General features: G+C 71.0%; 23 protein-coding genes and 1 riboswitch. Of the genes, 19 read left to right on the forward strand and 4 right to left on the reverse strand.

What is annotated here, in order from left to right; translation table 11 throughout:
• Window positions 1-86 precede the first annotated feature (86 nt).
• Entirely contained in the window at window positions 87-1,355 is a 1,269-nt protein-coding gene (locus tag ACGFZQ_RS22375; protein WP_393841757.1) for an alginate lyase family protein, read from the forward strand.
• Window positions 1,356-1,442: 87 nt separating this feature from the next.
• Window positions 1,443-1,901 carry an acyl-CoA thioesterase gene (locus tag ACGFZQ_RS22380; RefSeq protein WP_393841758.1) on the forward strand — a complete coding sequence of 153 codons (459 nt, stop codon included), beginning with the start codon at window positions 1,443-1,445 and terminating at the stop codon, window positions 1,899-1,901.
• Here ACGFZQ_RS22380 and ACGFZQ_RS22385 read toward each other — a convergent pair.
• On the reverse strand, window positions 1,861-3,075 hold the full coding sequence (locus ACGFZQ_RS22385) for an MFS transporter (RefSeq protein ID WP_351735556.1): 1,215 nt from the start codon (window positions 3,073-3,075) through the stop codon (window positions 1,861-1,863). The two genes, ACGFZQ_RS22380 and ACGFZQ_RS22385, sit on opposite strands and share 41 nt — an antisense overlap.
• Window positions 3,076-3,199: 124 nt before the next feature.
• Here ACGFZQ_RS22385 and ACGFZQ_RS22390 point away from each other — a divergent pair, with 124 nt between their 5' ends.
• From ACGFZQ_RS22390 to ACGFZQ_RS22435, 10 genes are all read left to right on the forward strand, one after another.
• Entirely contained in the window at window positions 3,200-4,564 is a 1,365-nt protein-coding gene (locus tag ACGFZQ_RS22390) for an ROK family transcriptional regulator (RefSeq protein WP_393841759.1), read from the forward strand.
• 263 nt (window positions 4,565-4,827) lie between these two features.
• A riboswitch (FMN riboswitch) is annotated at window positions 4,828-4,958 on the forward strand.
• Between the two features lie 156 nt (window positions 4,959-5,114).
• Window positions 5,115-5,720 carry a riboflavin synthase gene (locus ACGFZQ_RS22395; protein ID WP_351707034.1) on the forward strand — a complete coding sequence of 202 codons (606 nt, stop codon included), beginning with the start codon at window positions 5,115-5,117 and terminating at the stop codon, window positions 5,718-5,720.
• Entirely contained in the window at window positions 5,717-6,355 is a 639-nt protein-coding gene (locus ACGFZQ_RS22400; protein ID WP_351735552.1) for a nicotinamide mononucleotide transporter family protein, read from the forward strand. The genes ACGFZQ_RS22395 and ACGFZQ_RS22400 overlap by 4 nt, the downstream gene beginning before the upstream one ends.
• Window positions 6,352-7,641, forward strand: a complete 1,290-nt coding sequence (locus ACGFZQ_RS22405) for a bifunctional 3,4-dihydroxy-2-butanone-4-phosphate synthase/GTP cyclohydrolase II (RefSeq protein WP_393841760.1) — start codon at window positions 6,352-6,354, stop codon at window positions 7,639-7,641. The genes ACGFZQ_RS22400 and ACGFZQ_RS22405 overlap by 4 nt, the downstream gene beginning before the upstream one ends.
• A gap of 22 nt (window positions 7,642-7,663) precedes the next feature.
• Window positions 7,664-8,149 carry a 6,7-dimethyl-8-ribityllumazine synthase gene (gene ribH / locus ACGFZQ_RS22410; protein ID WP_393841761.1) on the forward strand — a complete coding sequence of 162 codons (486 nt, stop codon included), beginning with the start codon at window positions 7,664-7,666 and terminating at the stop codon, window positions 8,147-8,149.
• A 34-nt stretch (window positions 8,150-8,183) separates the two neighbouring features.
• Window positions 8,184-8,456, forward strand: coding sequence for a phosphoribosyl-ATP diphosphatase (locus ACGFZQ_RS22415; RefSeq protein WP_030946750.1), 273 nt, complete (start codon window positions 8,184-8,186; stop codon window positions 8,454-8,456).
• Window positions 8,457-8,502: 46 nt separating this feature from the next.
• The gene (hisG, locus tag ACGFZQ_RS22420) at window positions 8,503-9,360 is read left to right on the forward strand and encodes an ATP phosphoribosyltransferase (protein WP_351735546.1); all 858 of its coding nucleotides are present in this window, start codon (window positions 8,503-8,505) and stop codon (window positions 9,358-9,360) included.
• Between the two features lie 14 nt (window positions 9,361-9,374).
• Complete coding sequence (locus ACGFZQ_RS22425; protein WP_393841762.1) at window positions 9,375-9,830, forward strand: PH domain-containing protein; 456 nt, start codon at window positions 9,375-9,377, stop codon at window positions 9,828-9,830.
• Window positions 9,831-10,087: 257 nt separating this feature from the next.
• Window positions 10,088-11,416, forward strand: a complete 1,329-nt coding sequence (locus ACGFZQ_RS22430; RefSeq protein WP_351735542.1) for a hemolysin family protein — start codon at window positions 10,088-10,090, stop codon at window positions 11,414-11,416.
• Complete coding sequence (locus ACGFZQ_RS22435) at window positions 11,413-12,504, forward strand: hemolysin family protein (RefSeq protein ID WP_393841763.1); 1,092 nt, start codon at window positions 11,413-11,415, stop codon at window positions 12,502-12,504. Before ACGFZQ_RS22430 ends, ACGFZQ_RS22435 begins: the two co-directional genes overlap by 4 nt.
• 104 nt (window positions 12,505-12,608) lie before the next feature.
• Here ACGFZQ_RS22435 and ACGFZQ_RS22440 read toward each other — a convergent pair whose 3' ends face one another.
• Together ACGFZQ_RS22440 and ACGFZQ_RS22445 are read right to left on the reverse strand one after the other, a co-directional pair.
• Window positions 12,609-14,468, reverse strand: coding sequence for an AAA family ATPase (locus tag ACGFZQ_RS22440; RefSeq protein WP_393841764.1), 1,860 nt, complete (start codon window positions 14,466-14,468; stop codon window positions 12,609-12,611).
• A 430-nt stretch (window positions 14,469-14,898) separates the two neighbouring features.
• The gene (locus ACGFZQ_RS22445) at window positions 14,899-15,519 is read right to left on the reverse strand and encodes a uridine kinase (protein ID WP_393841818.1); all 621 of its coding nucleotides are present in this window, start codon (window positions 15,517-15,519) and stop codon (window positions 14,899-14,901) included.
• Between the two features lie 271 nt (window positions 15,520-15,790).
• Here ACGFZQ_RS22445 and ACGFZQ_RS22450 point away from each other — a divergent pair, with 271 nt between their 5' ends.
• The 5 genes from ACGFZQ_RS22450 to ACGFZQ_RS22470 all read left to right on the forward strand — a co-directional run bounded on the left by ACGFZQ_RS22450 (window position 15,791) and on the right by ACGFZQ_RS22470 (window position 20,800).
• The gene (locus tag ACGFZQ_RS22450) at window positions 15,791-16,741 is read left to right on the forward strand and encodes a hypothetical protein (protein ID WP_393841765.1); all 951 of its coding nucleotides are present in this window, start codon (window positions 15,791-15,793) and stop codon (window positions 16,739-16,741) included.
• A gap of 87 nt (window positions 16,742-16,828) precedes the next feature.
• Entirely contained in the window at window positions 16,829-18,283 is a 1,455-nt protein-coding gene (locus ACGFZQ_RS22455; RefSeq protein ID WP_351735920.1) for an amino acid permease, read from the forward strand.
• Window positions 18,284-18,458: 175 nt separating this feature from the next.
• The gene (locus ACGFZQ_RS22460; protein ID WP_393841766.1) at window positions 18,459-19,838 is read left to right on the forward strand and encodes a peptidase C39 family protein; all 1,380 of its coding nucleotides are present in this window, start codon (window positions 18,459-18,461) and stop codon (window positions 19,836-19,838) included.
• A 96-nt stretch (window positions 19,839-19,934) separates the two neighbouring features.
• The gene (locus ACGFZQ_RS22465) at window positions 19,935-20,075 is read left to right on the forward strand and encodes an SCO1431 family membrane protein (RefSeq protein WP_393841767.1); all 141 of its coding nucleotides are present in this window, start codon (window positions 19,935-19,937) and stop codon (window positions 20,073-20,075) included.
• 65 nt (window positions 20,076-20,140) lie between these two features.
• Complete coding sequence (locus ACGFZQ_RS22470) at window positions 20,141-20,800, forward strand: helix-turn-helix domain-containing protein (RefSeq protein WP_351735530.1); 660 nt, start codon at window positions 20,141-20,143, stop codon at window positions 20,798-20,800.
• Between the two features lie 58 nt (window positions 20,801-20,858).
• Here the strand turns inward: ACGFZQ_RS22470 and ACGFZQ_RS22475 are convergent, their stop codons facing one another.
• Window positions 20,859-22,109, reverse strand: coding sequence for a glycoside hydrolase family 18 protein (locus tag ACGFZQ_RS22475; protein ID WP_393841768.1), 1,251 nt, complete (start codon window positions 22,107-22,109; stop codon window positions 20,859-20,861).
• Window positions 22,110-22,439: 330 nt separating this feature from the next.
• Here ACGFZQ_RS22475 and ACGFZQ_RS22480 point away from each other — a divergent pair, with 330 nt between their 5' ends.
• Complete coding sequence (locus ACGFZQ_RS22480; protein WP_393841769.1) at window positions 22,440-23,612, forward strand: acyl-CoA dehydrogenase; 1,173 nt, start codon at window positions 22,440-22,442, stop codon at window positions 23,610-23,612.
• 351 nt (window positions 23,613-23,963) lie between these two features.
• On the forward strand, window positions 23,964-25,064 hold the full coding sequence (locus ACGFZQ_RS22485) for a hypothetical protein (RefSeq protein WP_393841770.1): 1,101 nt from the start codon (window positions 23,964-23,966) through the stop codon (window positions 25,062-25,064).
• Window positions 25,065-25,077 lie beyond the last annotated feature (13 nt).

Genomic DNA, 25,077 nt, shown 5'->3' on the forward strand with positions numbered 1-25,077 from the left:
GGCGGTCCTACGCTCGCACGGTCCCACTCGTGAACCATGTTCACGTATATGATTAACGGCTGCTTCCTGTCTGATCGGAGTGCTCGATGAGTGGAAGATCCCGCACGGCCGTCGTCCTGACGGCACTGGCGGCCCTCGGGGCCGTCCTCGTCCCCTCCGCCCATGCGACCGCAAGGGCCCCGAAGGCGCCCGACACCGCCGTCCTCGACGGCGCCCGGCTCCAGCGGACCAAGACCGACCTCGACCGCGGCGACCCCCGACTCCGGCGGTCCGTCGAGGAGTTGACGACCCGCGCCGACGCCTGGCTGGGCCAGGGCCCCTGGACGGTCGTCGACAAACCGAAGCCCGCGCCCGGCGGTGACGTCCACGACTACCTGAGCCAGGCCCCCTACTGGTGGCCCACCACCACACCCACCGCCGACAACCCCTGGGGCTGCCCCTACGTCCAGCGCGACGGCCAGCGCAATCCCGAGGTCGACACCGGCACCGACCGCCAGGACGTGGAGAAGGTCTTCGACTCGGCCTACGACCTCTCCCTGGCCTGGTACTACACCGGCAAGCGGCAGTACGCCGAGAAGGCCGGACAGGTCCTGCGCACCTGGTTCCTCGACCCGGCGACCCGGATGAACCCGAACCTCGACCACGCCCAGTTCATCCCGTGCAAGTACGACGGCCGGGCCATCGGCATCATCGACTTCTCCCAGTCGTACACGAGCGTGGTCGACGCCCTCGCGATCCTCGCCACCGGCGCACCCGGCTGGAGCGTCGACGACAGTGCCGGGATGCGCGGTTGGAACACGGACTTCCGCGACTGGCTGAAGAACAGCGCCTTCGGCAAGGAGGAGGGTGCCGCCGCCAACAACCACGGCACCTTCTATGACATGCAGCTCGCCGCCCTCGCCTACGCGACCGGCGACAAGGCGCTGGCGAAGAAGACCGTGCTGGACGCGCGGGCCAGGCGGATCGACCCGCAGATCGCGGCCGACGGAAGCCAGCCGCAGGAGCTGACCCGGACCAGGAGCTGGCACTACTCGACCTTCGACCTGGTCGCCTACACCCGGCTCGCGGCCATCGGCCGGCATGTCGGGGTGGACCTGTGGACCTACCGGGGACCGGACGGACAGAGCCTGTTCAAGGCCGTGGACTATCTGCTGCCCGCCGCGACCGGGGCCACCGCCTGGCCCTATCCGGAACTGGAGTTCCACCGCTACGCGGCGGCGGACGTCGTCCACGCGGCGGCCGACGCCGGCGACAAGGCGGCCCAGCGGGCGGTACGACAGCTGGAGGCCCCGCCCGGCGGCGACCTCTGGGCGCTGCGGCCGGCCGCCGAGCAGCTGGACTCGATCGCGGGCTGAGGCCGCCGGTGGGGCTCCTGAGCGCTCGCTTAGACTGGCGTCAGCTGAAGGTCAGCGAAATGTCAGCAACGCCCAGGAGCCCCACCCGTGACCGCCGAAGCCCAGACCGCCCCCGCCCTGTCCTACGGCCGGCTGATCCCCGTCACCGTCCACTTCGACGACCTCGACGCGCTCGGGCTGCTCCACAACGCCCGCTACCCGGTGATGGTCGAGCGGGCCTGGGCCGAGCTCTGGCAGGGGCACGGCTTCGCCTTCGAGGGCGACTGGGCCGCGGCCGAGGACGCCTGCAACGCGGTCAGGGAACTCCGGATCAGTTACGAGGCGCCGGTCACCCGGCCGGGCACCTACGCCGTCCACCTCTGGCTGGAACGGCTCGGCAACACCGGCCTGACCTACGGCTTCCGGTTCTGCTCGGCGGACGGGGCGACCACCTACGCGCACGGCACCCGGGTCCTGGTCCGGCTGGACGCGGCCACCCTGCGCCCCGCCCCCTGGAGCGAGCGCTTCAGGGCCGCGGGCCGGGAGCTGCTGCGGCCGACGGGCTGACCTCCGCCCGCACCGCGCGCTCCCCGGGCCGCAGCACACCCGCGAACGCCACCAGGCCGCACGTGAGCGCCGTGACCACACCGAACGACACCACCAGGCTGGTCGCCTGCGCCACCCCGCCGATCAGACTGGGCGCGATCAGCCCCGAGGTGTAGGTGATCGTCGCCACGCCGGCGATGGCCTGACTGGGATTGGGCCCGGCGTGCCCGGCCGCCGCGAAGCACAGCGGTACGACGACGGCGATGCCAAGGCCCATCAGCGCGAACCCGGTCATCGCCACCGCCGGCTGCCCGGCGAGGACGATCAGCAGCCCGCCGAGCGCGGCCAGCACACCCCCGGCGCGCACGGTACGGACCGTGCCGAAGCGGTTCACCACCGCGTCCCCGCTGATCCGGGCGATCGCCATGGTCAGCATGAACCCCGTGGTGGTGGCCGCCGCGAGCCCGGCTGAACTGTCCATCCGGTCCCGCAGGAACACCGCCGACCAGTCCAGGCTCGCCCCCTCCGCGAACACCGCGCAGAAGCCGACCGTGCCGATCAGCAGCGCCGACCGGGGCGGCAGCGCGAACCGCGGCGGCGGCTCCTCGTCCTCGGCGGGCTGCACGTCCAGCACCCAGCCGGCCGCCAGGACGCCGAGCACGGTGAGAGTGGCGGCGGCCAGCGCGAAGTGCAGCCGGGCGTCCGAGCCGAGGTGTGCGGCGAGGGTGCCGGCCGCCGAGCCGATCAGGGCGCCCGCGCTCCACATGCCGTGCAGCCCCGACATGATCGACCTGCCGAGCAGCCGCTCGACCTCCACGCCGAGCGCGTTCATCGCGACGTCGGCCATGCCCGCGCTGGCGCCGTACACGAACATCGCCAGGCAGAGCGTGTACAGGTTCGGCGCGAGGGACGGCAGGACCAGCGACAGCGTCCACATCGCGATCAGTCCGCGCAGCGCGGTACGGCTGCCGAAGCGGTGGCTGATCCGGCCCGCCAGCGGCATCGAGCACGACGCACCGAACGCGGTGAAGGCGAGCGCGAATCCGAGCTGGCCCGCGCTCAGGCCGGCATGGTCCTGGATCCAGGGCACCCGGGTCGCGAACGAGCCGGTGACGGCACCGTGCACGGTGAACACGGCCGCGACGGCGTACCGCGCGCGCTTCACCTCGTGCTGCTCGTACCCCATGTCCTTCATGGTCCTGCCCCTCCCCGGGTGGGTGCCGCCCCGCTGTCGCGCCGTAAACTATCAGGGACCCTTCCTGATAGATAGGGAGTGATGTGGCCGTCCTGGCCCGCGTCGATCTGGGAGGATGCCCGTCATGCCCGCATCACCGAGCACCGCCCGGGCCATCAACGACCGGCTCGCGCTGACCCTGCTCCAGCAGCAAGGACCGCTCACGGCAGGGCAGTTGAAACAGCTGACCGGGCTGTCCCGGCCGACCGTCGCCGACCTCGTGGAACGGCTCACCGTGTCCGGCCTGATCGCCGTGGTCGGCGAGTCCGGCGAACAGCGCCGGGGACCGAACGCCCGGTTGTACGGCATCGTCGCCGACCGTGCCTGTCTGGCCGCCGTCGACGTCCGCACCGAGAGCGTCTCGGTGCTGGTGTCCGACCTGGTGGGGCGGGTGCTGGCCGAAGGGTCGGTGCCGGTCGGGCCGGAGGCGGGAAAGGCGCCCGCGGGGGAGGCGGCGGCCGTCGAGCAGGCGGTGGAGCTGGTCGAGCGGACGGCCAAGGAGGCGGGGGCCGTCGGCGGCGGGCGGTTGCACACCGTCGGCATCGGGGCGCCCGGGCTCATCGACCCGGCGAGCGGCGAACTCCGCGACACGGCGGGCCTGCCGGCCTGGCACCGCCGGCTGGTAGCCGCCCTCCAGGAGCGGTTCCCCGAGGCACGGGTCAGTGTCGAGAACGAGACCAATCTGGCCGCCCTCGCCGAGCAGCAGGAGGGCGTCGCCCGCGACCGCGACACCTTCGTGCTGCTCTGGCTGGGGCACAGCTGCGGCGCCGCCGTCGTCCTGGACGGCAGCCTGCGCCGGGGCGCCTCCGGCGGCACGGGCGAGATCGGCTTCCTGCCGGTACCGGGCACGCGCGCACTGCCGTCGGCGACGGACTGCGCGGGCGGCTACCACTCGCTGGTGGGGGCGACGGCGATCGCCGAACTGGCCGAGGAACACGGCCTGGAACCGGCCGGGTCGACGGACCCCGAGTCCGCGGCGGCGCGGCTGGTGGGGGAGGCGGCACGGCTCGCGGACGAGGGCGCCGAGACGTCCCAAGGGCGTCGTGAAGCCGACGGCGACCGGTCAGCGCCCCGAAGGGGCGCGGGGCCGTATCCGATAGGCGGCTACCGCCGCGTGGACGCGACCAGCCACATCGGACCCGCAGACGACCGCCAACCCCACCCGGCAGACTCCGCCCGCTTCCTCGACGCCCTGGCCGACCGCATCGCCGTAGGCGTCGCTGCCGTCGTCGCCATCCTGGACCCGGGGTGCGTGGTCCTCGGTGGCGAGATCGGCTCGGCCGGCGGCGCCGCGCTCGCCGCCCGCGTCGAGGAGCGGCTGCGCCGGATGTCCCCGCTGGCCACGGAGGTGCGGGCAAGTGCCCTCGGCGGCGGGGCGGTGCTGCGCGGAGCGCTGCTGACGGCACGGGAACGCGCCCAGGACGTGCTGTTCGCGCCGCGGGACCGCTGACCTGAGCGCCCGGGTGGGCGACCCGGCGACGGGCAAGGGCCGTCGTCACCGTCGCCGGGCCCGCCTGAACGATAAATGGACTAGACCAGTAGGGTCAATAGCTGTGGATCAAGTCAAGATGCCTGGTCCGAGGGCCGGTTGGGCGCCGATCGAGCACGTGACGGCCTGTCAGGGAAGTCCAGCGACACGAGCTGTGAGGCAGCCCACACGGCTCCCCTGTATGGACCGCCGTCGGGCGTGGCAGACTGGCCGTGTACCAGAAGCAGCGCACTCCGGGGTCGGTGAAACTCCGAACCGGCGGTTACAGTCCGCGACCCGTCCGCTTCCAGCGGCCGGTTGACCAGGTGAAATTCCTGGACCGACGGTTAAAGTCCGGATGGGAGGCAGTGCGCGGCGGGCGAGCATGTAACTGTGCGCGCCGCCGTATCTGGTCTCGTCCGTCGCGGGCGGGACCTTGTCGGCGTCGCTCCCGGTGTGCTCTTCCGTCCTTTCTGTCGTTCGTCGACAGGCCCCGGAGTCCGTGCCCCGTTGAGGCAGGAGGACCCGGGAAGTGTTCACCGGAATCGTCGAAGAGCTGGGTGAGATCACCGCCGTCGAGAACCTCGGCGACGCCTCCCGTTTCCGGCTCCGTGGCCCCGTAGTGACCGAGGGCGCACAGCACGGCGACTCCATCGCCGTGAACGGTGTCTGTCTGACCGTCGTGGAGCACGAGGGCGACGAGTTCACCGCGGACGTCATGCAGGAGACCCTCAAGCGCTCCTCCCTCGGCGCGCTGGACGTCGGCTCCCGCGTCAACCTGGAGCGCCCCACCGCCGTCGGCTCCCGGCTCGGCGGCCACATCGTGCAGGGCCATGTCGACGGCACCGGTCAGGTGCTGTCCCGGACCCCCTCCGAGAACTGGGAGATCGTCAAGGTCTCCCTCCCCGCGGACCTCGCCCGCTATGTCGTCGAGAAGGGCTCCATCACCGTCGACGGCATCAGCCTCACCGTCGTCGAGGCCGGCCCCGACTACTTCACCGTCAGCCTCATCCCGACCACCCTCGACCTGACCACGCTCGGCCGCAAGCAGCCCGGCGACCCGGTCAACCTCGAGGTCGACATCGTCGCCAAGTACGTGGAGCGGCTGCTCGCGAACACGCAGGGAGCAGGCCGGTGAACGGGCTGAACTCCGAGGCCTTCGTCCTGTTCGGCCAGCACATCCTCTGGTCGGACATGATCGGCAACATCCTCGGCCTGGCCGCCCTCGCCCTCGGCTGGCGCCGCAACCTGTGGAGCTGGCCGGTGCAGTTCGCCTCCGGCCTCATCCTCTTCGGCGCCTTCTACGGCCATCTCACCGGCAGCGCCGGCAAGCAGGCCGTCGTCATGGTCGTGGCGCTGTACGGCTGGTGGCAGTGGAACCGCAACAGGGGGCGCGGTGACGGTCACATCACCCCCCGGTTCGCCACCTGGCGCGAGCGCGGCGCGATGGTCGCCGCCGCGGCCGTCGGCACCGTCGCCGTCGCCGTGCTCTTCAAGGCCTACCCGTCCCTGTCCTGGGACCCCTGGCCGGACGCCTACATCTTCGTCGGCACCGTCGTGGCCATGTACGCCCAGGCCCGCGGCATGGTCGAGTTCTGGATCGCCTGGCTCCTGGTCGACCTGGTCGGCGTCCCCCTCAACTTCGCCAACGGCTACGCCTTCTCCGGCTTCGTCTACGTCATCTACGGCGCGCTCGTCCTGTGGGGCATGCGCGACTGGTGGCTGCGCTCCCGCCAGGGCTCGCGGCCCGCTCTGGAAGGGGCACCCGCATGACCGCGGCACCGATTCTCTACCGCACCGACGGCCTCGACGACCTCACCCTCGACCCCGTCGAGCAGGCCATCGCCGACATCGCGGCCGGCCGGCCGATCGTGGTCGTCGACGACGAGGACCGCGAGAACGAGGGCGACCTCGTCATCGCCGCCGAGAAGGTCACCCCCGAGATCGTCGCCTTCATGATGAGCGAGTGCCGCGGCCTGATCTGCGCCCCCATGGAGGGCGAGGAGCTGGACCGGCTCGAGCTGCCGCAGATGGTCGGTGACAACACCGAGTCCATGAAGACCGCGTTCACCATCTCCGTGGACGCCTCCGCCGCGCACGGCGTCACCACCGGCATCTCCGCCGCCGACCGCGCCACCACGCTCCAACTGCTGGCGAGCGGCGGCGCCGAGCCGACGGACCTCGTCCGCCCCGGCCACGTCTTCCCGCTGCGCGCCCGGCCCGGAGGCGTCCTGGTCCGTAACGGCCACACCGAGGCGGCTGTCGACCTCGCCCGCCTCGCGGGCTTGCGTCCGGCCGGCGCCATCGTGGAGATCGCAGGCGAGGACGGCCGGATGCTCCGCCTCCCCGAGCTGATCCCGTTCGCCCGCAAGCACGGCCTGACGATCATCTCCATCGCGGACCTGATCACCTACCGGCGCTCCGCCGAGCCCACCGTCCGCCGCGAGGCCGAGGTCAACCTGCCCACCAAGCACGGGACCTTCACGGCGTACGGCTACCGCTCCACCGCCGACGGCGTCGAGCATGTCGCCCTCGTCCACGGCGAGATCGGCGACGGCGAGGACGTCCTGGTCCGGGTCCACTCCGAGTGCCTCACCGGAGACGTCTTCGGCTCCGCCCGCTGCGACTGCGGCCCCCAGCTCGACGCCGCCCTGGAGCGCATCCAGGACGAGGGCCGGGGTGTCGTCGTCTACCTGCGCGGACACGAGGGGCGGGGGATCGGGCTGCTGTCCAAGCTGCGCGCGTACGAACTCCAGGAGCGCGGCCGGGACACCCTCGACGCCAACCTGGAACTCGGCCTGCCCGCCGACGCCCGCGACTACGCGGCCGGCGCCCAGATCCTCACCGACCTCGGCGTCCGCGGCGTCCGGCTGATGACCAACAACCCCGACAAGACCGACGCGCTGCTCAGCCATGGCCTCAAGGTCACCGGCCGGGAGCCGATGCCCGTACAGGCGGGCGAGCACAACCTCCGCTACCTGCGCACCAAGCGGGACCGGATGGGCCACGACCTGCCCTGGCTGGACACCCCCGCCGTGTCCGGCTGCGGCAACCAGTAAAGAAACAGCACTGAGGAGAGACGTGAGCGGCAAGGGTGCACCGGAGTTGTCCGTACGCAATGTCAGCGACCTGCGGGTCGCCGTCATCGCGGCGCAGTGGCACGAGAAGGTGATGGACGGTCTGGTGGACGGCGCCCTGCGCGCCCTGCGCGACCTGGGGATCGACGAGCCGACCCTGCTGCGGGTCCCCGGCAGCTGGGAGCTCCCCGTCGCCGCCAAGGCCCTCGCCGGCCGCGGCTACGACGCGGTGGTCGTCCTCGGCGTCGTCATCCGCGGCGGCACCCCCCACTTCGAGTACGTGTGCCAAGGCGTCACCCAGGGCCTCACCCAGGTCTCCGTCGAGACCGGCGTCCCGGTCGGCTTCGGCCTGCTCACCTGCGACAACGAGGAGCAGGCCCTGGACCGGGCGGGCCTGGAAGGCTCCAACGAGGACAAGGGCCACGAGGCGGTGACGGCGGCGGTGGCGACGGCGGCCACCCTCCGCTCAGTATCTGAACCCTGGCACTGAGCGACGCGGCAGTTGGCGTAGTCTGGCGCTCACCATGTCCAACAAGACTTTCGAGGAGCTCTTCACCGAGCTCCAGCACAAGGCCGCCCACGGCGACCCCGCCACCTCCCGCACCGCCGAGCTGGTCGGGAAGGGGGTCCATGCCATCGGCAAGAAGGTCGTCGAAGAGGCCGCCGAGGTCTGGATGGCCGCCGAGTACGAGGGCAAGGAAGCCGCTGCCGAGGAGATCTCCCAGCTGCTGTACCACGTCCAGGTGATGATGGTCGCCCGTGGAATCTCGCTGGACGACGTCTACGCCCACCTGTAGAACCCTTTCCGACAAACCCCCTTTTCAAGCGAAGGAAGCCGACCTCATGCTGCGCATCGCCGTCCCCAACAAGGGTTCCCTCTCAGGACCTGCGGCGGACATGCTGCATGAGGCCGGCTACCGGCAGCGCCGGGAGTCCAAGGAACTCCGCATCGTCGACCCGGTCAACGATGTCGAGTTCTTCTACCTGCGCCCCCGGGACATCGCGATCTACGTCTCCTCCGGCCGCCTCGACATCGGCATCACAGGCCGTGACCTGCTCGTCGACTCCGGCGCCCACGCCGAGGAGATCCTCCCGCTCGGCTTCGCCCGCTCCACCTTCCGCTTCGCGTCCAGGCCCGGCGCGGCCGACGGCCTGGCGGACCTGAAGGGCAAGACGGTCGCCACCTCCTACGAGGGCATCGTCGCCAAGCACCTCGCCGACAGCGGTGTCGACGCCTCCGTCGTCCACCTGGACGGCGCCGTCGAGACCGCCATCGAACTCGGTGTCGCCGAGGTCATCGCGGACGTCGTCGAGACCGGCACCTCGCTGCGCAACGCGGGCCTGGAGGTCTTCGGCGAGCCGATCATGACCTCCGAGGCGATCGTCATCCGCCGGGCCGGCGCCGACACCGAGGACGCTGCCGAGCCGAAGGTCCAGCAGTTCCTGCGCCGCCTCCAGGGCGTCCTGGTCGCCCGGACGTACGTGATGATGGACTACGACTGCCGGGTCGAGCAGCTGGAGAAGGCCGTCGCGCTCACCCCGGGCCTGGAGTCCCCGACCGTCTCCCCGCTGCACAACGAGGGCTGGGTCGCCGTCCGCGCCATGGTCCCCACCAAGGACGCACAGCGGATCATGGACGACCTGTACGACATCGGCGCCCGCGCCATCCTGACCACGGCCATCCACGCCTGCCGCCTCTGAAACGCCCGCGAGAGATGTCCGAGCTTCCTTCCCTTCCCGTCACCTTCCGGCCGGGCCACACCCGAGTGATCCTGCTCACCGCGGGCCTCGCCATCTTCGCCACCATCTCCGGGGTCGCGCTGCTCCTCGAACAGCTCGGCCCGGGGGAGCAGCTCAGCTTCGTCATCACCGGCGCGCTGATCTTCTGGGTGCTGGCCCAGCTGGCCCGGGTGAAGGTGGTGGCCGACGAGTCCGGGGTCACCGTCGTCAACATCGTCAGCAAGCGGCGCCTGGACTGGGCGGAGATCCTCCAGGTGAACCTCCGACCGGGTGACCCGTGGGTGTTCCTGAACCTCAGCGACGGCACCAGCCTGCCCGCGCTCGGCATCCAGCCGGGCATCGCCAAGCAGCGCGCCATCGCCGACGCCAAGGCCCTGCGGGCCCTCGCCGAGGCCCACGCGATCCACGACCCCGAGCAGCACCAGGGCTGAAATCACGCAACTTCGGGGCCACCTCCGGGTCGTCCACCCTGCCGTAGTGGGCCCTGTCTTGATTAATCTGTTGGTGGAGGCTTTTTCACGTCCCGCCTCCACCCCTGTCGCGCGCCCGGCGCACAGGGGTTCCTGCTACCCGAGGAGTGACCCTCTCCGGCGATGGACGGATCGTCCTGTAGTACCTGCGCCGCCCCCTCCCGACATACCGCGGACCCCCGATCAGGGGTCCGCGACGAATCGGAGGCGGCGGCATCATGACCACCCCCCTGCTGCTCCTGGCGGCCGCGTTCCTGCTCATCCTCGCCAACGGCTTCTTCGTGGCCGCCGAGTTCGGCCTGGTGACCGTGGAGCGACCCGAAGCCGAGAAGGCCGCCGCCGACGGCGACAAGCGCGCCGGTACGGTCGTCGAGTCGCTGAAGGAACTGTCCTTCCAGCTCTCCGGCACCCAGCTCGGCATCACCATCACCTCCCTGGTCGTCGGCATGCTCGCCGAACCGGCACTGGCCGAGCTGCTGCGCGGCCCGTTCACCGCGATCGGTCTCCCCGAGGGCGCCGTCTCCGGTATCTCGGTCGTCGTCGGCATGCTGCTCGCCTCGGCGATCCAGATGGTGATCGGCGAACTCGTGCCCAAGAACTGGGCGGTCTCCAAGCCGCTCCAGGTCGCGCGCTTCGTCGCCGGCCCGCAGGCCCGCTTCTCGCGCCTGTTCCGCCCGGTCATCGCCGCGCTGAACACGGTCGCCAACCGGCTCGTCCGCGCCCTGGGCGTCGAACCCGCCGAGGAGCTGGCCTCCGCCCGCACCCCGGGCGAGCTGGTCTCGCTGGCCCGGCACTCCGCCCGGGCCGGCGCCCTGGAGCAGGACACGGCCGACCTGTTCGTCCGCACCCTGTCCCTGGGCGAGCTGACCGCGCAGCACGTCATGACCCCCCGAGTGAAGGTCAGCGCGCTCCAGGACTCGGCGACCGCCGAGGACGTGGTCAACCTCACCCGGGCCACCGGCCTGTCCCGCTTCCCGGTCTACCGGGAGAAGATCGACGAGATCGTCGGCATGGCCCACCTCAAGGACGCCCTGGCGGTCCCGGTCCGGGACCGGCTGCGTACCCCGGTCGGCCGTATCGCCCGCAAGGCGCTGCTGGTCCCCGAGACCCTCCCGGTCCAGCCGCTGCTCGCCCGGCTCCGCTCCGAGCAGCCCATCGCGGTCGTCGTCGACGAGTACGGCGGTACGGCCGGGGTGGTCACCCTGGAGGACATCGTCGAGGAACTCGTCGGCGAGGTCCGCGACGAGCACGACAGCCCGGACGCACCGGAACTCGCGGCGGCCCCGGCGCAGGACGGCAAGCCCGCCTGGGACGTCGACGGCAGTGTCCGCGTCGACATCCTCCAGCGGATAGGCCTCGACGTGCCCGAGGGCCCGTACGAGACGGTCGCCGGCCTGGTCGCCGACCTTCTCGGCCGGATCCCGGCGCCCGGCGACCGGGCCGAGCTGCCCGGCTGGCGGCTGTCGGTCCGCCGGGTCGGCCACTACCGCGCCGAGCGGGTCCGCCTGGTCCGCACCGCCCCCGCCGTCGCGGAGGCCGTCCGATGAGCGTCCTCCAACTGGTCTTCGCCGCCCTGCTGGTGCTCACCAACGGCTTCTTCGTGGGCGCGGAGTTCGCGCTGGTCTCGGTCCGCCGCAGCCAGATCGAACCGCTGGGCACGGCCAGGGCACGCCAGGTCCTCTACGGCCTGGAACGCCTCCCGCAGATGATGGCCGCGGCCCAGTTCGGCATCACCGTCTGCTCGCTGACGCTGGGCGCGGTGGCCGAGCCGACCGTGGCGCATCTGCTGGAGCCGCTGTTCGAGGCGGTACACCTGCCCGAGGGCGTGATCCACCCGCTGGGCTATGTGATCGCGCTGGCCGGAGTCGTCTTCTTCCACCTCGTCATCGGCGAGATGGTGCCGAAGAACCTGGCGATGGCGGCGCCCGAGAAGGCGGCGCTGTGGCTGAGCCCCGGCCTGGTGGCGTTCGCCCGCGTGTGCCGGCCGATCACGGTCGCCCTGGGTGCCTGTGCCCAGGGCATCCTGAAGCTGTTCCGGGTGGAGCCGAAGGACGAGGTCGAGGCCGTCGTCACCAGCGAGCAGCTCAACCGGCTGCTCGAGGACTCCGGCCAGGCGGGCCTCCTCGGCCCCGAGGAGCGGGAGCGGCTGGAGGACGCGCTGGAACTGGGCTCCCGCCCGGTGACCGACGTACTCCTGCGCCGCGAGTCCCTGATCACGGTCCCCCCGTCGGTCACCCCGGGCCAGATCGTGGAACTCACCGCCCGCACCGGGTACTCCCGCTTCCCGGTCGCCGCCGAGTCCGGTGCGTTCATGGGCTACGTGCATGTGAAGGACGTGCTCGACCTGGAGGACTCGGACCGGGCGGTGCCGCAGCAGATATGGCGCCCGATGACGACCCTGCGGGCCGAGCTGCCCCTCGACGACGCGCTCACGGTGATGCGCCGGGCGGCGACGCACCTCGCGCAGGTGGCCGACGCGAACGGCCGAGTGCTGGGGCTGGCGGCGCTGGAGGACGTCCTGGAGCTGCTCGTCGGTGAGGTGACGGACCCGGCGCACCGGGACCGGCCGAAGACGCCGCCGCGGACGCCGGAGCCGAGGGCGAGCGGGGAGCCGGAGGAGGCCATGGCCGGGTGAGGTCGTAGTTCGGCTGCGGGTGCGTGGGGGCTGGTCGCGCCCACGCGGCGGAGCCGCATGTCGATACAGCCCCGCGCCCCTTACGGGGCACGGCCCAGCCACACCTACATACCGGCCGGATCCTGCGGCCCCCGCCCCGACAGCACCTCCCCGTACGCCTGCATCAGGTCCGGCAGCCGTAACGTCGCCAGGTCGTCCCGGGACAGTGCCCCGGGATACACCGACAACCGCAGGTCCCGGTACGCGCAGCTCTTCTCGTACAGCGTGCGCAGGAACCGGCCGTTGCCCAGCTCGTCGATCCACCCCTGGTCGACCACGTGCCCGGCGATCGACCGCAGCTCCTCCAGCGCCTCCTCGTCCCAGGCGTCACCGTTCTCCGCGGCCAGCACCTCGCCGATCGAGGTCAGCTCAAGGGGGCGGTAGGAGGGAAAGTCCACGCGGGTCGTGAAGCGGGAGGAGAGCCCGGGGTTGGCGGCCAGCAGCCGGTCCATGCCCTCCGGGTAGCCGGCCAGGATCACCACCAGGTGGTCGCGGTTGTCCTCGGCCCGCTTCAGCAGCACCTGCAAGGCCTCGTCGCCGTAGGCGTCCCCCTTGCCGTAGCCGGAGTTGGACAGCGAGTACGCCTCGTCCACGAACAGCACCCCGCCGATCGCGGAGTCGATCAGCTCGTTCGCCTTCACGGCGGTCTGGCCGAGATACTCGCCCACCAGATCGGCCCGCTGCGCCTCCACGAGGTGGTCCCCGCCCAGCAGGCCGAGCGCGTAGAACACCCGCCCGAGAATCCGGGCGACCGTGGTCTTCCCGGTGCCCGACGGGCCGGAGAAGACGAAGTGGCGTTTCGGCGGCTGCACCGGCAGCCCCTGCCCGGCCCGCAACCGGGCCATGTTCAACTGCGCGGACAACGCCTTGACCTGCCGCTTCACAGGCTCAAGGCCGACCATGCGCTCCAGCTCGGCCAGCGCCTCCTCGAGTAACGCGGGGTCGGTCGGCCCGGCCGGCAGCGGCGCCGAGGGCACGACCTTCTCGCGCACCGCCGGATCGACCACCGACGGCATCGCCCCGGCAGGCGGCTCGGACTCCCCGAACCGCAGATCGCGGCCCTCCGTGCCGAAGAACGGGTCGAGCAGGTCCGGCCCGTCCACGACGTCCTGCCCGGCGCCGGTGAGCGTGATCGCCGCGAGGTCGGCGCTGTCGTCGTACCCGTCGCCCTCGGCGATCGCGGCCAGCCGTGCCGAGGTGTCCATGAACGCGGGGTCGACCCGGTGCACGGCCCGGTAGAGGGGGAGCGCGGCGGCGCTGCGCCCGGTGCCCTCGTGCGCCCGCGCCAGCCAGTAGCGCAGCTCCTTGCGCTGCGGCTGCTCGCTGCGGCAGCGCATCAGCGCCGCCGAGAGCAGCGGTTCGGCCTGGCCGTACATTTCGAGGCGGACCCGGGCCATGCCGCCGAAGAGCCCCGCCTCGATGCCGAGCATGGCATCGTCGAGGAGCGGGTCGGTGTGCCGCACCAGCTGCTCCCAGTCCTTGACCAGGTAGGCCCGGCAGGCGTGCAGGAAGCGGACCTGGGGGTCGGCGTCCACGGGCGGCAGTCCGGCGAGGGCCCGGTCGAGTTCCGGGACGTGCCGGCCGTCCAGCCAGTGCGAGGCGTGGGCGAGCAGGAGATCGCGCGGGTTCTCAAGCACCGGCTGCACCCACCAGCCCAGCCAGTACCAGGAGTTGAGCGCCCGGCGGTGCCGGGCGCGCTGTTCGCCGAAGCGGTCCCGGTGCCGGAACATTCTCAGCAGCGCGGTCGTCGTGTCGACGCGCAGCGCGTGCAGCCCGAGCCAGGCGTCGGCCATCCCGGGATCCATCCGTACCGCGGCGCGGAACTCCTCCTCCGCCTGCGGATAGGCGCCCATCGTGTAGGCGTCCACGCCTCGCAGCCAGGCGAGGTCGGCCGGGGCCTCGGGGCCCTGCGTGCCGAAATCCATCACGTCCCCCACAAACCGTGCCCCCGTGGTTGGCCCCCGGGCTCCCCCCGATGGCCGCCGTTGGTCGAACCGCTGTGCCGCGGACCGGAGTTGCAGATGCGCGAAGCAGCCGTTCGATGGTCGCACCGAGGGCATCGTACCTGCGCTTCCACCGCGCGCCGAAGGGTGCCGCACAGGCCGTTTGGCGAGGTGGGAGCAGATCGGGCAGGCGCCGCTCGGTGACCGAGGGTGAGCAACGAGGCGCACGCGGCGCACACAAAAGGGGTAAAGGGCAGAACGAAGCCCCCGATCACGGGGGAACAACCGGGGGCTTCGCGTCTGTGGGGCGGCTCCCAGGGGCCGCACATTCAGAACGTAAGTCCTGTACGGCCCTTGGGTCAAGCCGAGTTGAGGTACTGAGGCAACTTCTTCCAGGCACCTCTTCACAAGTTCAGCACACTGCCGACGGTCCCTCACGGTGGGTGACCGTCTGGTCCGGTCCAGCGGTCTTCACGGGCCCCGGAAGCACCTCGTACCCCTTCTGTGACTGTGTCACCAGAAGGTCGGAGTACGGCCTTGAGGGGTCCTCGGCGAAGTGCGCGCGTTCCGACCGGACCCATTCGGCCCAGAAGTCCCGCTGTTCCGTGCCGTCCCGCAGCCTGCCCCGGGCCCAGGACTCCTCCCGCGGCATCTCCATCCACAGCAGCCGCGCCAGGAACGGGCGCAGCGCCCGCCGGCCGGCGCCGACGCCCTCGACGAGGATCACCGGGGCCGGCGGCAGCGGGCGGGGCGGGCCGAAGGCGCGGGCGCGCCAGTCGTAGGGCGCGTAGTGGGCGGTCTCGCCGCGGCTGAGTGGCTCGATCACCTGGGTCAGCAGCCGGCCGGTCCAGGCGAACAGCTCCTCGTGGCTGGCGATGTCGTCGAGGTGGAGCACCGGCGCCCCGCCCAGCGCGGCGGCCAACCGCCCGGCGAAGGTGGTCTTTCCGGAGCCGGCGTGCCCGTCGACGCCGACGAGACGGACCGGGCCGCAGGAGGGCGGCAGGCCCTGGAGCGCGGAGGCGAGACGGTGAATGGCGATTCCCGAGGTGTGCTGAGGTGTGGTGTGGTGTCGCGTGGTGTGGGGTGTTTTCCGGAAACATTCTAGTAGTGCGGCGCATAGCGGGCGTTTACGGCCCCGGAAAAGTAGCGGCTTGAACAAATTTCGAGCCGTTCTCCAGCGACCCCTCCCATATTTCCGACCCGCTGACCGATATGTCGAAATCGGACGTTCCCGGTGTGCCCGCCGCTGAGTAGGGTGCTTTCTGCGCGACTGCGACGCGTCGAACGGGGACGGACAGGGGAAGATGGCCGCGGAGTTATTCGAGGGGCAGTACGTATGGCATCCGGCGGCCGATGACCGCTTGCTCGCGAGCGTGTGCGTGGATGTGCGCGCCGGGAGATATCGCAGCGCCCGCGAGGCCCTGGCCGAGACGCGCACCGACTTCGCCCTGCGCGCCCACCGCTCCCTGGTCCTCGCCTCCGAGGCGGCCGGCACCGATCTGGTGGAGCGCTGGCTGGCCGAGGAGCCGAGCCCCGAGTCCACCCTGATGTGGGCCAGGGTGGCCGTGCAGCGGGCGATCCGGGCGGCCGACGCCCGCGACGAGCGCGCCGAGGCGCTGGAGCGGATCGCCCTCGCCGCCTGCGACCGGGCCTCCGTCGCCAACGCCGCCGACCCCACCCCCTGGGCCGCCAAGCTGGCCATGGCCCGGCTGCACCGCCCGCACGACCCCGCCCCGAGCGGCCTGCTGACCTCGCCGCCCGGCCCCTGGCGGCTGTTCGCGCACACCCTCGCCCTCGACCCCTGGCACCGGGAGGCCCACCACCGCTTCCTGTCCTTCTTCTTCACCCGTTACGGCGGCTCGGTCAACGCCGCCTGGGATGTCGCCGCCTTCCTCGCCCAGCGGGCCCCCGCGGACTCGGCGATACGGCTGTTGCCCCTGGTCGCGCTGGTGGAGAGCCACAACCCCACCCAGCTGCTCGCCGAGCGGGTCTGGGAGCAGCCGCAGTGGCGATCCACCGCGCTGTCGATCTACCGCAACTGGCTGCCCACGGTGGCCGGATACCGCTTCACCCCGGTGCTCGACCTGGCCTACCTCGCGCACGCGCTGGTCATGGCCCAGCGTGAGTTCGAGGCCCGGGCGGTCTTCACGGCCATGGGGCGGTACGCCTCACGGATGCCCTGGAGCGTCTTCGGCGAGCCCGTCGAGCAGCTCTCCCGGGCCCGCCGCGCCTGCGGCCTGCCCATCCCCTCCTAGAGAGACCCGCATAGAGAGAAAGGCCGGTAAGTGTCAGAACGCACAGCGGATCCCGTCACCCGCGACGACGACGCGACCCTGCACGCGATGGGTTATCCGCGGAAACTCACCCGCCGATTCCAGGCGTTCGACAATTTCGCTATATCCTTCACCATCATCAATATCCTCTCGGGTATTTTCTCGTCCTTCGGATTCGGTATGAACGCGGGCGGCCCCCGCATTCTCGTGTTCGGCTGGATCGGCGTCTGCGTGATGGTGCTGTGCATCGGCGCCGCCATGGCGGAAGTCGCCTCCGCCTATCCGACGAGCGGCGCGCTGTATTTCTCCGCCGGCAAGCTCGCCAAGCGGCACAAGGGCGCCTGGTCCTGGTACACGGGCTGGCTGAACTTCGTGGGCCAGATCGGCGGCACGGCGGCGACCGGATACGCGGCCGCCACCTTCATCCAGGCCTTCGTCGCCCTGCAGTGGCCCTCGTACACCCCGACCGCCCACCAGACGGTCCTGATCACGGCCCTGATCATCGTGGTCCAGGGGCTCGCCAACACCTACACCGTGCAGCTCGTCGCCCTGCTGAACCGGATTTCCGTGTGGTGGCTGCTGATCGGACTCGTGGTGATCGTGAGCACACTGATCGTGATGCCGGACCACCATCAGTCGGCGTCCTTCGTGACGCATTTCGTGAACAACACCGGTTTCACCAACGGCCTTTACGGCGGCATGCTCGGCCTGCTGGTCACCAGCTGGACCTTCACCGGCTTCGACGGCAGCTTCCACATGTCCGAGGAAACGGTCCGGGCGACCGTGAACGCCCCCAGGGGGATCATCCGCTCGATCGGCTATTCGGCGATCACGGGCCTCGTCCTGATGCTCGCGCTGGTGTACAGCATCGGCGACTACGACAAGGTGGCGAGCTCCTCCGCGCCGCCCGTCCAGATTCTCATCGACGGACTTGGCATGGGCTGGGCCAAGGCGATGCTGCTCGTCGTCATCGGCGCCATGCTCTTCTGCGGCCTCGCCAACCTCACCAGCAACACCCGGCAGATCTTCGCCTTCTCCCGTGACGGCGCCATGCCCGGCTCCCGCCTGTGGCACTCGGTCTCGCCGCGCACCCGTACCCCCGTCAAGGCCGTATGGCTGGCGGTGGCCTGTTCCGTCGCCCTGGTCGTGCCGGGCTGGTGGTCGCACACGGCGTTCACCGCGATCGTCAGCGTCAACGTCGTCGGACTGTTCCTCGCCTACGCCGTGCCGGTGTTCCTGCGGCTGCGCCTCGGCGACGAGTTCCAGCCGGGGCCGTGGAACCTGGGCCGCTGGAGCAGGCCGGTCGGCTGGCTGGCGGTGACCTGGATCCTGCTGAGCAGCGTCCTGTTCATGCTGCCGCAGGTCTCCCCGATCACCGTCGACACCTTCAACTACGCCCCGATCGCGCTGGCCGTCGTCCTGGTCGTGGCCACGGTCTGGTGGTTCGCCACCGCCCGCCGCCGCTTCCAGGGCCCGGTCAGCTACGGCCGCCCCGACGAGGTCGCCGCGATGGACCTCGTCTGACGGCGGTGCAGGAGGCCCCGGCGAAGGGCGCCGGGGCCCTTTCAGTGGACAAGACCAATATTGGTGGGCGTGGCATGGGCGGAAGTGCTGGCAGGGGCATGCGGGCTGCTCCATAGTTGGCGCACAGTCCCGCACCGGACCAGCAGCTCCGTGCCCACCCGGGGGTCTTCCACCCATGAGCAGAGCCGAACAGCCGTCCCGCAGAACAGTTCTGGCCGTCGCCGCCTCCGTCGCGGCGGCCGCCGTTGCCCAGGGAGTGGTCCCGGCGGTCCCCGCGGCCGCGGCACCGGAGACCGACACCGATGAGACCGGCCGGGCCCAGACCCGTCCCGTCGACTACCGCTCGTGGACCACCCACGGCGACTGGGAGACCGGCACCGCCAAGGGCGTCGGGGCGGTCGCCGGGAAGCGCCCCGGCGTGGTGATCGGCACCCCGGCCGGCACCACCTCATACACCGACCCCCACACCGGCATCACCGCCCGCTGGGAGTACGGCACCTGGACCGGTCCGGTGCACCAGCTCACCGTGCCCGCCACGGAGACCATCGCCTCCTGGAACGCGGACACCCCGGCCGGCACCTGGATCCAGGTCGAACTGCACGGCACCTACTCCGACGGCACCGCGACCCCCTGGTACGTGATGGGCCGCTGGGCGGCGGGCGACCAGGACATCAGACGGACCTCGGTGGACGGCCAGACGGACGGCAGGAGCAGCATCTGGACGGACACCTTCGCCATCGACGACGCCACCACCGGCCTGCGTCTCGCCTCGTACCAGCTGCGCCTGACCCTCTACCGCAAGCCCGGCACCAAGGTCACCCCGACCGTCTGGCGGATCGGCGCCATGGGCTCGGACATCCCGGACCGCTTCACCGTCCCGGCCTCCACCCCGGGCCTGGCCCGGGAGCTGAAGGTCCCGCGCTACTCGCAGGAGATCCACAAGGGCCAGTACCCCGAGTACGACAACGGCGGCGAGGCCTGGTGCAGCCCGACCTCCTCGCAGATGATCGTCGAGTACTGGGGCGCCCGGCCCACCCCCGCGCAACTGGCCTGGGTCGACCCGGCGTACACCGATCCCCAGGTCTGCCTCGCGGCCCGCCACACCTACGACTACCAGTACGCGGGCTGCGGCAACTGGCCGTTCAACGCCGCCTACGCGGCCACCTACAAGGACCTCCAGGGCGTGATAACGCGACTCGGCTCGCTCACCGACCTGGAGACGCTGATCGCGGCCGGCATCCCGGCCATAACGTCCCAGTCGTTCCTGGAGAGCGAGCTGACGGGCGCCGGTTACGGCACCTCGGGGCACCTCATGACGGTGATCGGCTTCACCGCCGACGGCGACGTGATCGCCAACGACCCGTTCTCGGCCGACGACGACGCGGTCCGCCGGGTCTATCCGCGGCGGGAGTTCGAGAACATCTGGCTGCGCACCAAGCGGTACAACGCCAGTGGCAAGGCCGTCTCCGGCACCGGAGGCGTCTGCTACCTGTACTTCCCCGCCTGCCCCACCGCGAGCCAGCTCAAGGCGCTCGCGGCGGTGGGCGTGCGCTGACCGGGCACCACGGCGGCCCCCGTACGGACCGGGGGCCGCTCTCCTGTGACCAAGCTCTCCGCCACAAAAGCCGCATTCGGTGGCATGGTGGACGACATGACCACGCACTCCACCACCGTCGCCCGCGCGCGCACCGGCGGCCCCAAGGACGACGGCCCGAAGGTCCTGGAACACGTCATGGGCTGGACCCTTGTCGTGGTCATCGCCATGCTGGTGACCCAACTCGGACTGCTGTGACCTGACCCACTGTCCGACCTGGCATACTGCGCATGTCCCGCAGCCCGCTGAGACCAGGGTCTAAATTGAATATTAGTCAACAACGTGCTGCCACCCGTCCCCGGGCGCGCGGCACCGAGCGCTCCGTGGCCCGCCGTGCCGAACTCATCGCCATCGGCCGGAAGTTGTTCGCCGACACCTCGTACGACGCGCTCTCCATGGACGACATCGCCAGGCAGGCGCATGTCGCCAAAGGGCTGATCTACTACTACTTCCAGTCCAAGCGCGGCTACTACCTGGCGATCATCCAGGACTCCGTCGCCGACCTGGTCACCTACGCGGCAAGCGGTCTGGAGCTGCCTCAGGTGGACCGCGTCCACCGCACCATCGACAGCTATCTGCGTTACGCCGAGCACCACCAGGCCGCGTACCGCACGATCGTCAGCGGCGGCGTCGGCTTCGACACCGAGGTGCACTCCATCCGGGACGGGGTGCGCGAGGCGATGGTCGCGACCATCGCCGAAGGCGCCTACGGCCGCACCGACATCGCCCCGCTCGCCAGGATGGGCCTGCTCTCCTGGCTGTGCAGCGTGGAGGGTGCCACCCTCGACTGGATCGCCCACTCCGAGCTCTCCCGCGACACCATGCGCGACCTGCTGGTCAAGACGCTCGGCGGCACCATGCGCGCGATCGAGGAACTGGACCCCGCCTACCGCGCCCCGACCCCGGCCCGCCGGGACGCCTGACACGTACAAGGGGCGGAGGTCTCGTGGAACCCCCGCCCCAAGCCCCCCGTGACCGGGGTCAGTTGACGGCCTTGATCAGCTCACCGCCTGTGGTGTCGCCGCTCAGCTCCCAGAGGAAGGTGCCGCCGAGGCCCTGCTGGTTCTTGTACGTCATCTTGGTCGCGATGGTCGCCGGGGTGTCGTAACTCCACCAGTCGCTGCCGCACTTGGCGTAGGCCGTGCCGCCTACCGTGCCGGTCGCCGGGCATTTGGTCTTGAGCACCTTGTAGTCCTCGATGCCCTGCTCGTACGTCCCTGCCGCCGGTCCGGTCGCCGTGCCGCCGGGGGCCGCCTGGGTCACTCCGGTCCAGCCGCGGCCGTAGAAGCCGATGCCGAGCAGCAGCTTGGACGCCGGGATGCCGAGGCCCTTCAGTTTGGCGATGGTCGCCGACGTGTAGAAGTTCGCCTTCGGGATGCCCGAGTAGGAGTTCAGCGGTGAGTGCGGGGCCGTCGGCCCGGCCGCGTCCCAGGCGCCGAAGTAGTCGTACGTCATCGGGTTGTACCAGTCGACGTACTGCGCCGCGCCCGCGTAGTCCGCCGCGTCGATCTTGCCGCCGCTGGTCGCGTCGGCGGTGATCGCGGCGGTGACCAGCGCACTGCTCCCGAACTTCGAGCGCAGGGCCGCCATCAGGTTCTTGAACGCGTCCCGGCCGCTGGTGTCACAGGTGTTGCCGCAGGCGTTCGGGTACTCCCAGTCGATGTCGATGCCGTCGAAGACGCCCGCCCACTTGGAGTTCTTCACCAGGTCGTAGCAGGACTGGGCGAAGGCGGCCGGGTTCCTGGCGGCCTCGCCGAAGCCGCTCGACCAGGTCCAGCCGCCGAAGGACCAGAGGATCTTGAGGTTCGGGTGCTTCTTCTTCAGCTTCAGCAGCTGGTTGAAGTTGCCGCGCAGCGGCTGGTCCCAGGTGTCCGCGACCCCGTCCACCGACTCGGCGGCGGTGTGGGCGCGGTCGGTCGCCGCGTACGAGTCGCCCATCGCGCACTTGCCGCCGGTGACGTTGCCGAAGGCGTAGTTGATGTGGGTGAGCTTCGCGGCCGAGCCGGAGGTCTCGACGTTCTTGACCAGGTACTTGCGGTCGTAGACACCCCATTCCGTGAAGTAGCCGACGACCTTGGAGCCGGCCTGCACCTGGGGAGTGGACGGGGCGGACGGGGCGGACGGGGCCGCCGCGGACGCCGCGGACGCGCCGGCCAGCAGCCCGGCGCCGAGGACGGCACAACAGGCCGCGGAGAGCAGCGCCCGGAACCGGGAGCGGTGAGAGGTGTGCATCGGGTGTCTCCTCCTGGGGGAGAGGGGAACGCGCGCCGATTGGCATGAACGCGGTAAAGCGTTGGTCATGAACCTTAGGAGGACTAGACCAGTCGGGTCAATGGTTCGGACCAATTTGGGTGCGGCCGGATGTTGTCCTGGAATTCGAGAAGTAAGCGGTCGTTAACTGGTGACGGAAGGTCCCGGATCGGGCATACTCACTGCGCAGCCGCTGGTCAGCAGCTTCCGTAACCCGGAACGCCCACCTCGGCCGCACTCGAACGACAGGCGGAGCCGCCCCTACCCGACGGGCTGTGACCGCTGGTGCCCGACAGGGAGGAGACCGACGCCATGTCCGACCGCGACCCGCAGCCGGTGGAGCGTCAGCTGCCCACGGAAGAGGCGAGGGACCTGATCTCGCTCGTCCGGGAGATCGCCCAGCGCGAGATCGCGCCCCGGGCGGCCGAGGAGGAGGACGCCGGACGCTTCCCGCGTGAGGTCTTCACCCTGCTCTCCGCATCAGGCCTGCTCGGCCTGCCGTACGACTCCGAGTACGGCGGCGGCGACCAGCCCTACGAGGTCTACCTCCAGGTCCTGGAGGAGCTGGCCGCGGCCCGTCTCACCGTCGGCCTCGGCGTCAGCGTGCACACCCTCGCGAGCTACGCGCTCGCCGCCTACGGCACCAAGCAGCAGCAGGTCGAGCACCTGTCCGCGGTCCTCGGCGGCGGCCTGCTCGGCGCCTACTGCCTGTCCGAGCCGGCGTCCGGCTCCGACGCGGCCTCCCTGCGCACGAAGGCGGTCAGGGACGGTGACCACTGGGTGATCAACGGCACCAAGGCCTGGATCACGCACGGCGGCATCGCCGACTTTTACACCGTCATGGCCCGCACGGGCGGGGAGGGCTCGCACGGGATCACCGCCTTCCTGGTCCCCGGTGACGCCGAGGGCCTGAGCGGCGCGGTGCCCGAGAAGAAGATGGGCATGAAGGGCTCACCCACCGCCCAGGTCCACTTCGACGACGTCCGGGTCCCCGACGAACGGCGGCTCGGCGACGAGGGCCAGGGCTTCGCCATCGCCCTGTCCGCACTGGACTCCGGCCGGCTCGGCATCGCGGCCTGCGCCATCGGCCTCGCCCAGGCGGCCCTGGACGAAGCGGTCGCCTATGCCACCGGACGGCGGCAGTTCGGCCACCCCATCTCCGACTTCCAGGGCCTGCGCTTCATGATCGCCGACATGGCCACCCAGATCGAGGCCGGCCGGGCCCTCTACCTCGCGGCGGCCCGGCTGCGCGACGCGGGCCGGCCGTTCGCCAAGCAGGCCGCCATGGCCAAGCTGCACTGCACCGACACCGCGATGAAGGTGACCACCGACGCCGTCCAGATACTCGGCGGCTACGGCTACACCGCGGACTTCCCGGTCGAGCGCTATATGCGCGAGGCCAAGGTCCTGCAGATCGTCGAGGGCACCAACCAGATCCAGCGGATGGTCATCGCCCGTCATGTGGCGGGACCGGAAAGTCGCTGAACTGCCCGCGTGAGACCGTCGGGGCCGCCAGCCTGACCCACTCCGGGTCATGGCGGCCCGGCAGGGTGCGGCCCCGGTCGGCCCAGGTCCGCATCAGATCGCGGTAGATGGGCGGATCCTGCGGCGCGGGAGGCGGGGTCGATGCCGCGGGAGGGGGCACGAAGATACGGCGCTGACGGCCGAGGGCGGTGTAGGTGGTCGTCATGCCCGGCCAACGCGGGGGCGGCCGCCCTGGTCACCGATGCCCCGAATCGCGCGTGAGTTCGTGGACGTCCGCTCCCGGATCTGGCCTCCCCCTGTTTTCTGACGTACCGTCAGCCGGACCGTCTCCAGCCTCCCGGGAGGCCCGCCATGGTCGACGACCGTCCCGTACCGCTCGACGAGTACCCGGTGCACCAGGTCCCGCTCTCCATGAAGCACGTCGCCACCGGGGACCGGAACGCCTACGACCGCTGCATCTTCCACGTCTTCGACCACCACGGCCGCGCCCTGCTCATCCTCGGCCTCGGCGTCTACCCGAACGTCGGAGTGATCGACGCCTACGCCACCCTGCGCACCGGGGACACCCTGCACGCGGTACGCGCCTCGGACGCCCTCGGCGACGACCGGATGCGGCTGGCCGTCGGCCCGCTGCGCATCGAGGTCGAGGAGCCGCTCCGGCGCTTCCGCCTGACCTGCGACGACGACGCGCTCTCCTGCGACCTCACCTGGACCGCCGGATTCCCGGCCCTGTGGGAGCCGCACCACCTGCAACGCCGGGGCGACCGGCTCACCTTGGAGGGCCGCAGGTTCGTGCAGGCCGGGGGAGTGTCCGGGGTGATCCGGGCCGGCGGCGAGGAGTTCCGCGTCGACCCGGCCGGCTGGACCGGCACCCGGGACCGCAGCTGGGGCGTCCGCCCGATACCGGGGGAGGAGGGCGGGCGGCTCGCCGAGGAGAACCCGACCGAGGGCTTCCACTGGATCTGGTGCCCGGTCCGCTTCGAGGACCGCTTCCTGATGGTCGTCACCCAGGAGGACGCCGACGGCTACCGCACCCTGAACGACGCCACCCTGGTCCGCCCCGGCCGGCGCGACCGCCAACTCGGCTGGCCCCGGGCCGAGATCGGCTACCGCTCCGGCACCCGCCACCCCGAGCGTGCCGTCGTCCACCTCGGCGATCCGCGCAAGCCCCAGGAGCTGGAGGTGGAGATCCTCGCCTCCTCACCGCTCGCGATCGGCGCCGGCTACCCACCGGCGGACGACTGGCAGCACGGCACCTGGCAGGGTCACGCCTGGGTGGACCGCCGTACCTACGACATGACCGCGCCCCACCCCCGCGCGGCTTACGGCGTCACCGACCACTCCGCCCGCTTCCGGCTGGACGGCCGGGTCGGCCACGGCATCTTCGAGCACGGCTCGTTCGGCAGACACGATCCGAGCGGCTTCACCGGCTTCGACTCGGTGGCGCCCTGAGGGAGGAGCCCGG

Source organism: Streptomyces sp. NPDC048254 (assembly GCF_043201895.1).
Classification (GTDB): domain Bacteria; phylum Actinomycetota; class Actinomycetes; order Streptomycetales; family Streptomycetaceae; genus Streptomyces.

What these genes read in the sequence shown, in the direction of transcription:
- ACGFZQ_RS22430 (WP_351735542.1), top strand. Translation starts at nt 10,088, where the DNA reads ATGACCACCCCCCTGCTGCTCCTGGCGGCCGCGTTCCTGCTCATCCTC.
- ACGFZQ_RS22440 (WP_393841764.1), bottom strand. Translation starts at nt 14,468, where the DNA reads ATGGATTTCGGCACGCAGGGCCCCGAGGCCCCGGCCGACCTCGCCTGG.
- ACGFZQ_RS22450 (WP_393841765.1), top strand. Translation starts at nt 15,791, where the DNA reads ATGGCCGCGGAGTTATTCGAGGGGCAGTACGTATGGCATCCGGCGGCC.
- ACGFZQ_RS22475 (WP_393841768.1), bottom strand. Translation starts at nt 22,109, where the DNA reads ATGCACACCTCTCACCGCTCCCGGTTCCGGGCGCTGCTCTCCGCGGCC.
- ACGFZQ_RS22460 (WP_393841766.1), top strand. Translation starts at nt 18,459, where the DNA reads ATGAGCAGAGCCGAACAGCCGTCCCGCAGAACAGTTCTGGCCGTCGCC.
- ACGFZQ_RS22375 (WP_393841757.1), top strand. Translation starts at nt 87, where the DNA reads ATGAGTGGAAGATCCCGCACGGCCGTCGTCCTGACGGCACTGGCGGCC.
- ACGFZQ_RS22435 (WP_393841763.1), top strand. Translation starts at nt 11,413, where the DNA reads ATGAGCGTCCTCCAACTGGTCTTCGCCGCCCTGCTGGTGCTCACCAAC.
- ACGFZQ_RS22415 (WP_030946750.1), top strand. Translation starts at nt 8,184, where the DNA reads ATGTCCAACAAGACTTTCGAGGAGCTCTTCACCGAGCTCCAGCACAAG.
- ACGFZQ_RS22455 (WP_351735920.1), top strand. Translation starts at nt 16,829, where the DNA reads ATGGGTTATCCGCGGAAACTCACCCGCCGATTCCAGGCGTTCGACAAT.
- ACGFZQ_RS22425 (WP_393841762.1), top strand. Translation starts at nt 9,375, where the DNA reads ATGTCCGAGCTTCCTTCCCTTCCCGTCACCTTCCGGCCGGGCCACACC.
- ACGFZQ_RS22390 (WP_393841759.1), top strand. Translation starts at nt 3,200, where the DNA reads ATGCCCGCATCACCGAGCACCGCCCGGGCCATCAACGACCGGCTCGCG.
- ACGFZQ_RS22480 (WP_393841769.1), top strand. Translation starts at nt 22,440, where the DNA reads ATGTCCGACCGCGACCCGCAGCCGGTGGAGCGTCAGCTGCCCACGGAA.
- hisG (WP_351735546.1), top strand. Translation starts at nt 8,503, where the DNA reads ATGCTGCGCATCGCCGTCCCCAACAAGGGTTCCCTCTCAGGACCTGCG.
- ACGFZQ_RS22485 (WP_393841770.1), top strand. Translation starts at nt 23,964, where the DNA reads ATGGTCGACGACCGTCCCGTACCGCTCGACGAGTACCCGGTGCACCAG.
- ACGFZQ_RS22385 (WP_351735556.1), bottom strand. Translation starts at nt 3,075, where the DNA reads ATGAAGGACATGGGGTACGAGCAGCACGAGGTGAAGCGCGCGCGGTAC.
- ACGFZQ_RS22405 (WP_393841760.1), top strand. Translation starts at nt 6,352, where the DNA reads ATGACCGCGGCACCGATTCTCTACCGCACCGACGGCCTCGACGACCTC.
- ACGFZQ_RS22465 (WP_393841767.1), top strand. Translation starts at nt 19,935, where the DNA reads ATGACCACGCACTCCACCACCGTCGCCCGCGCGCGCACCGGCGGCCCC.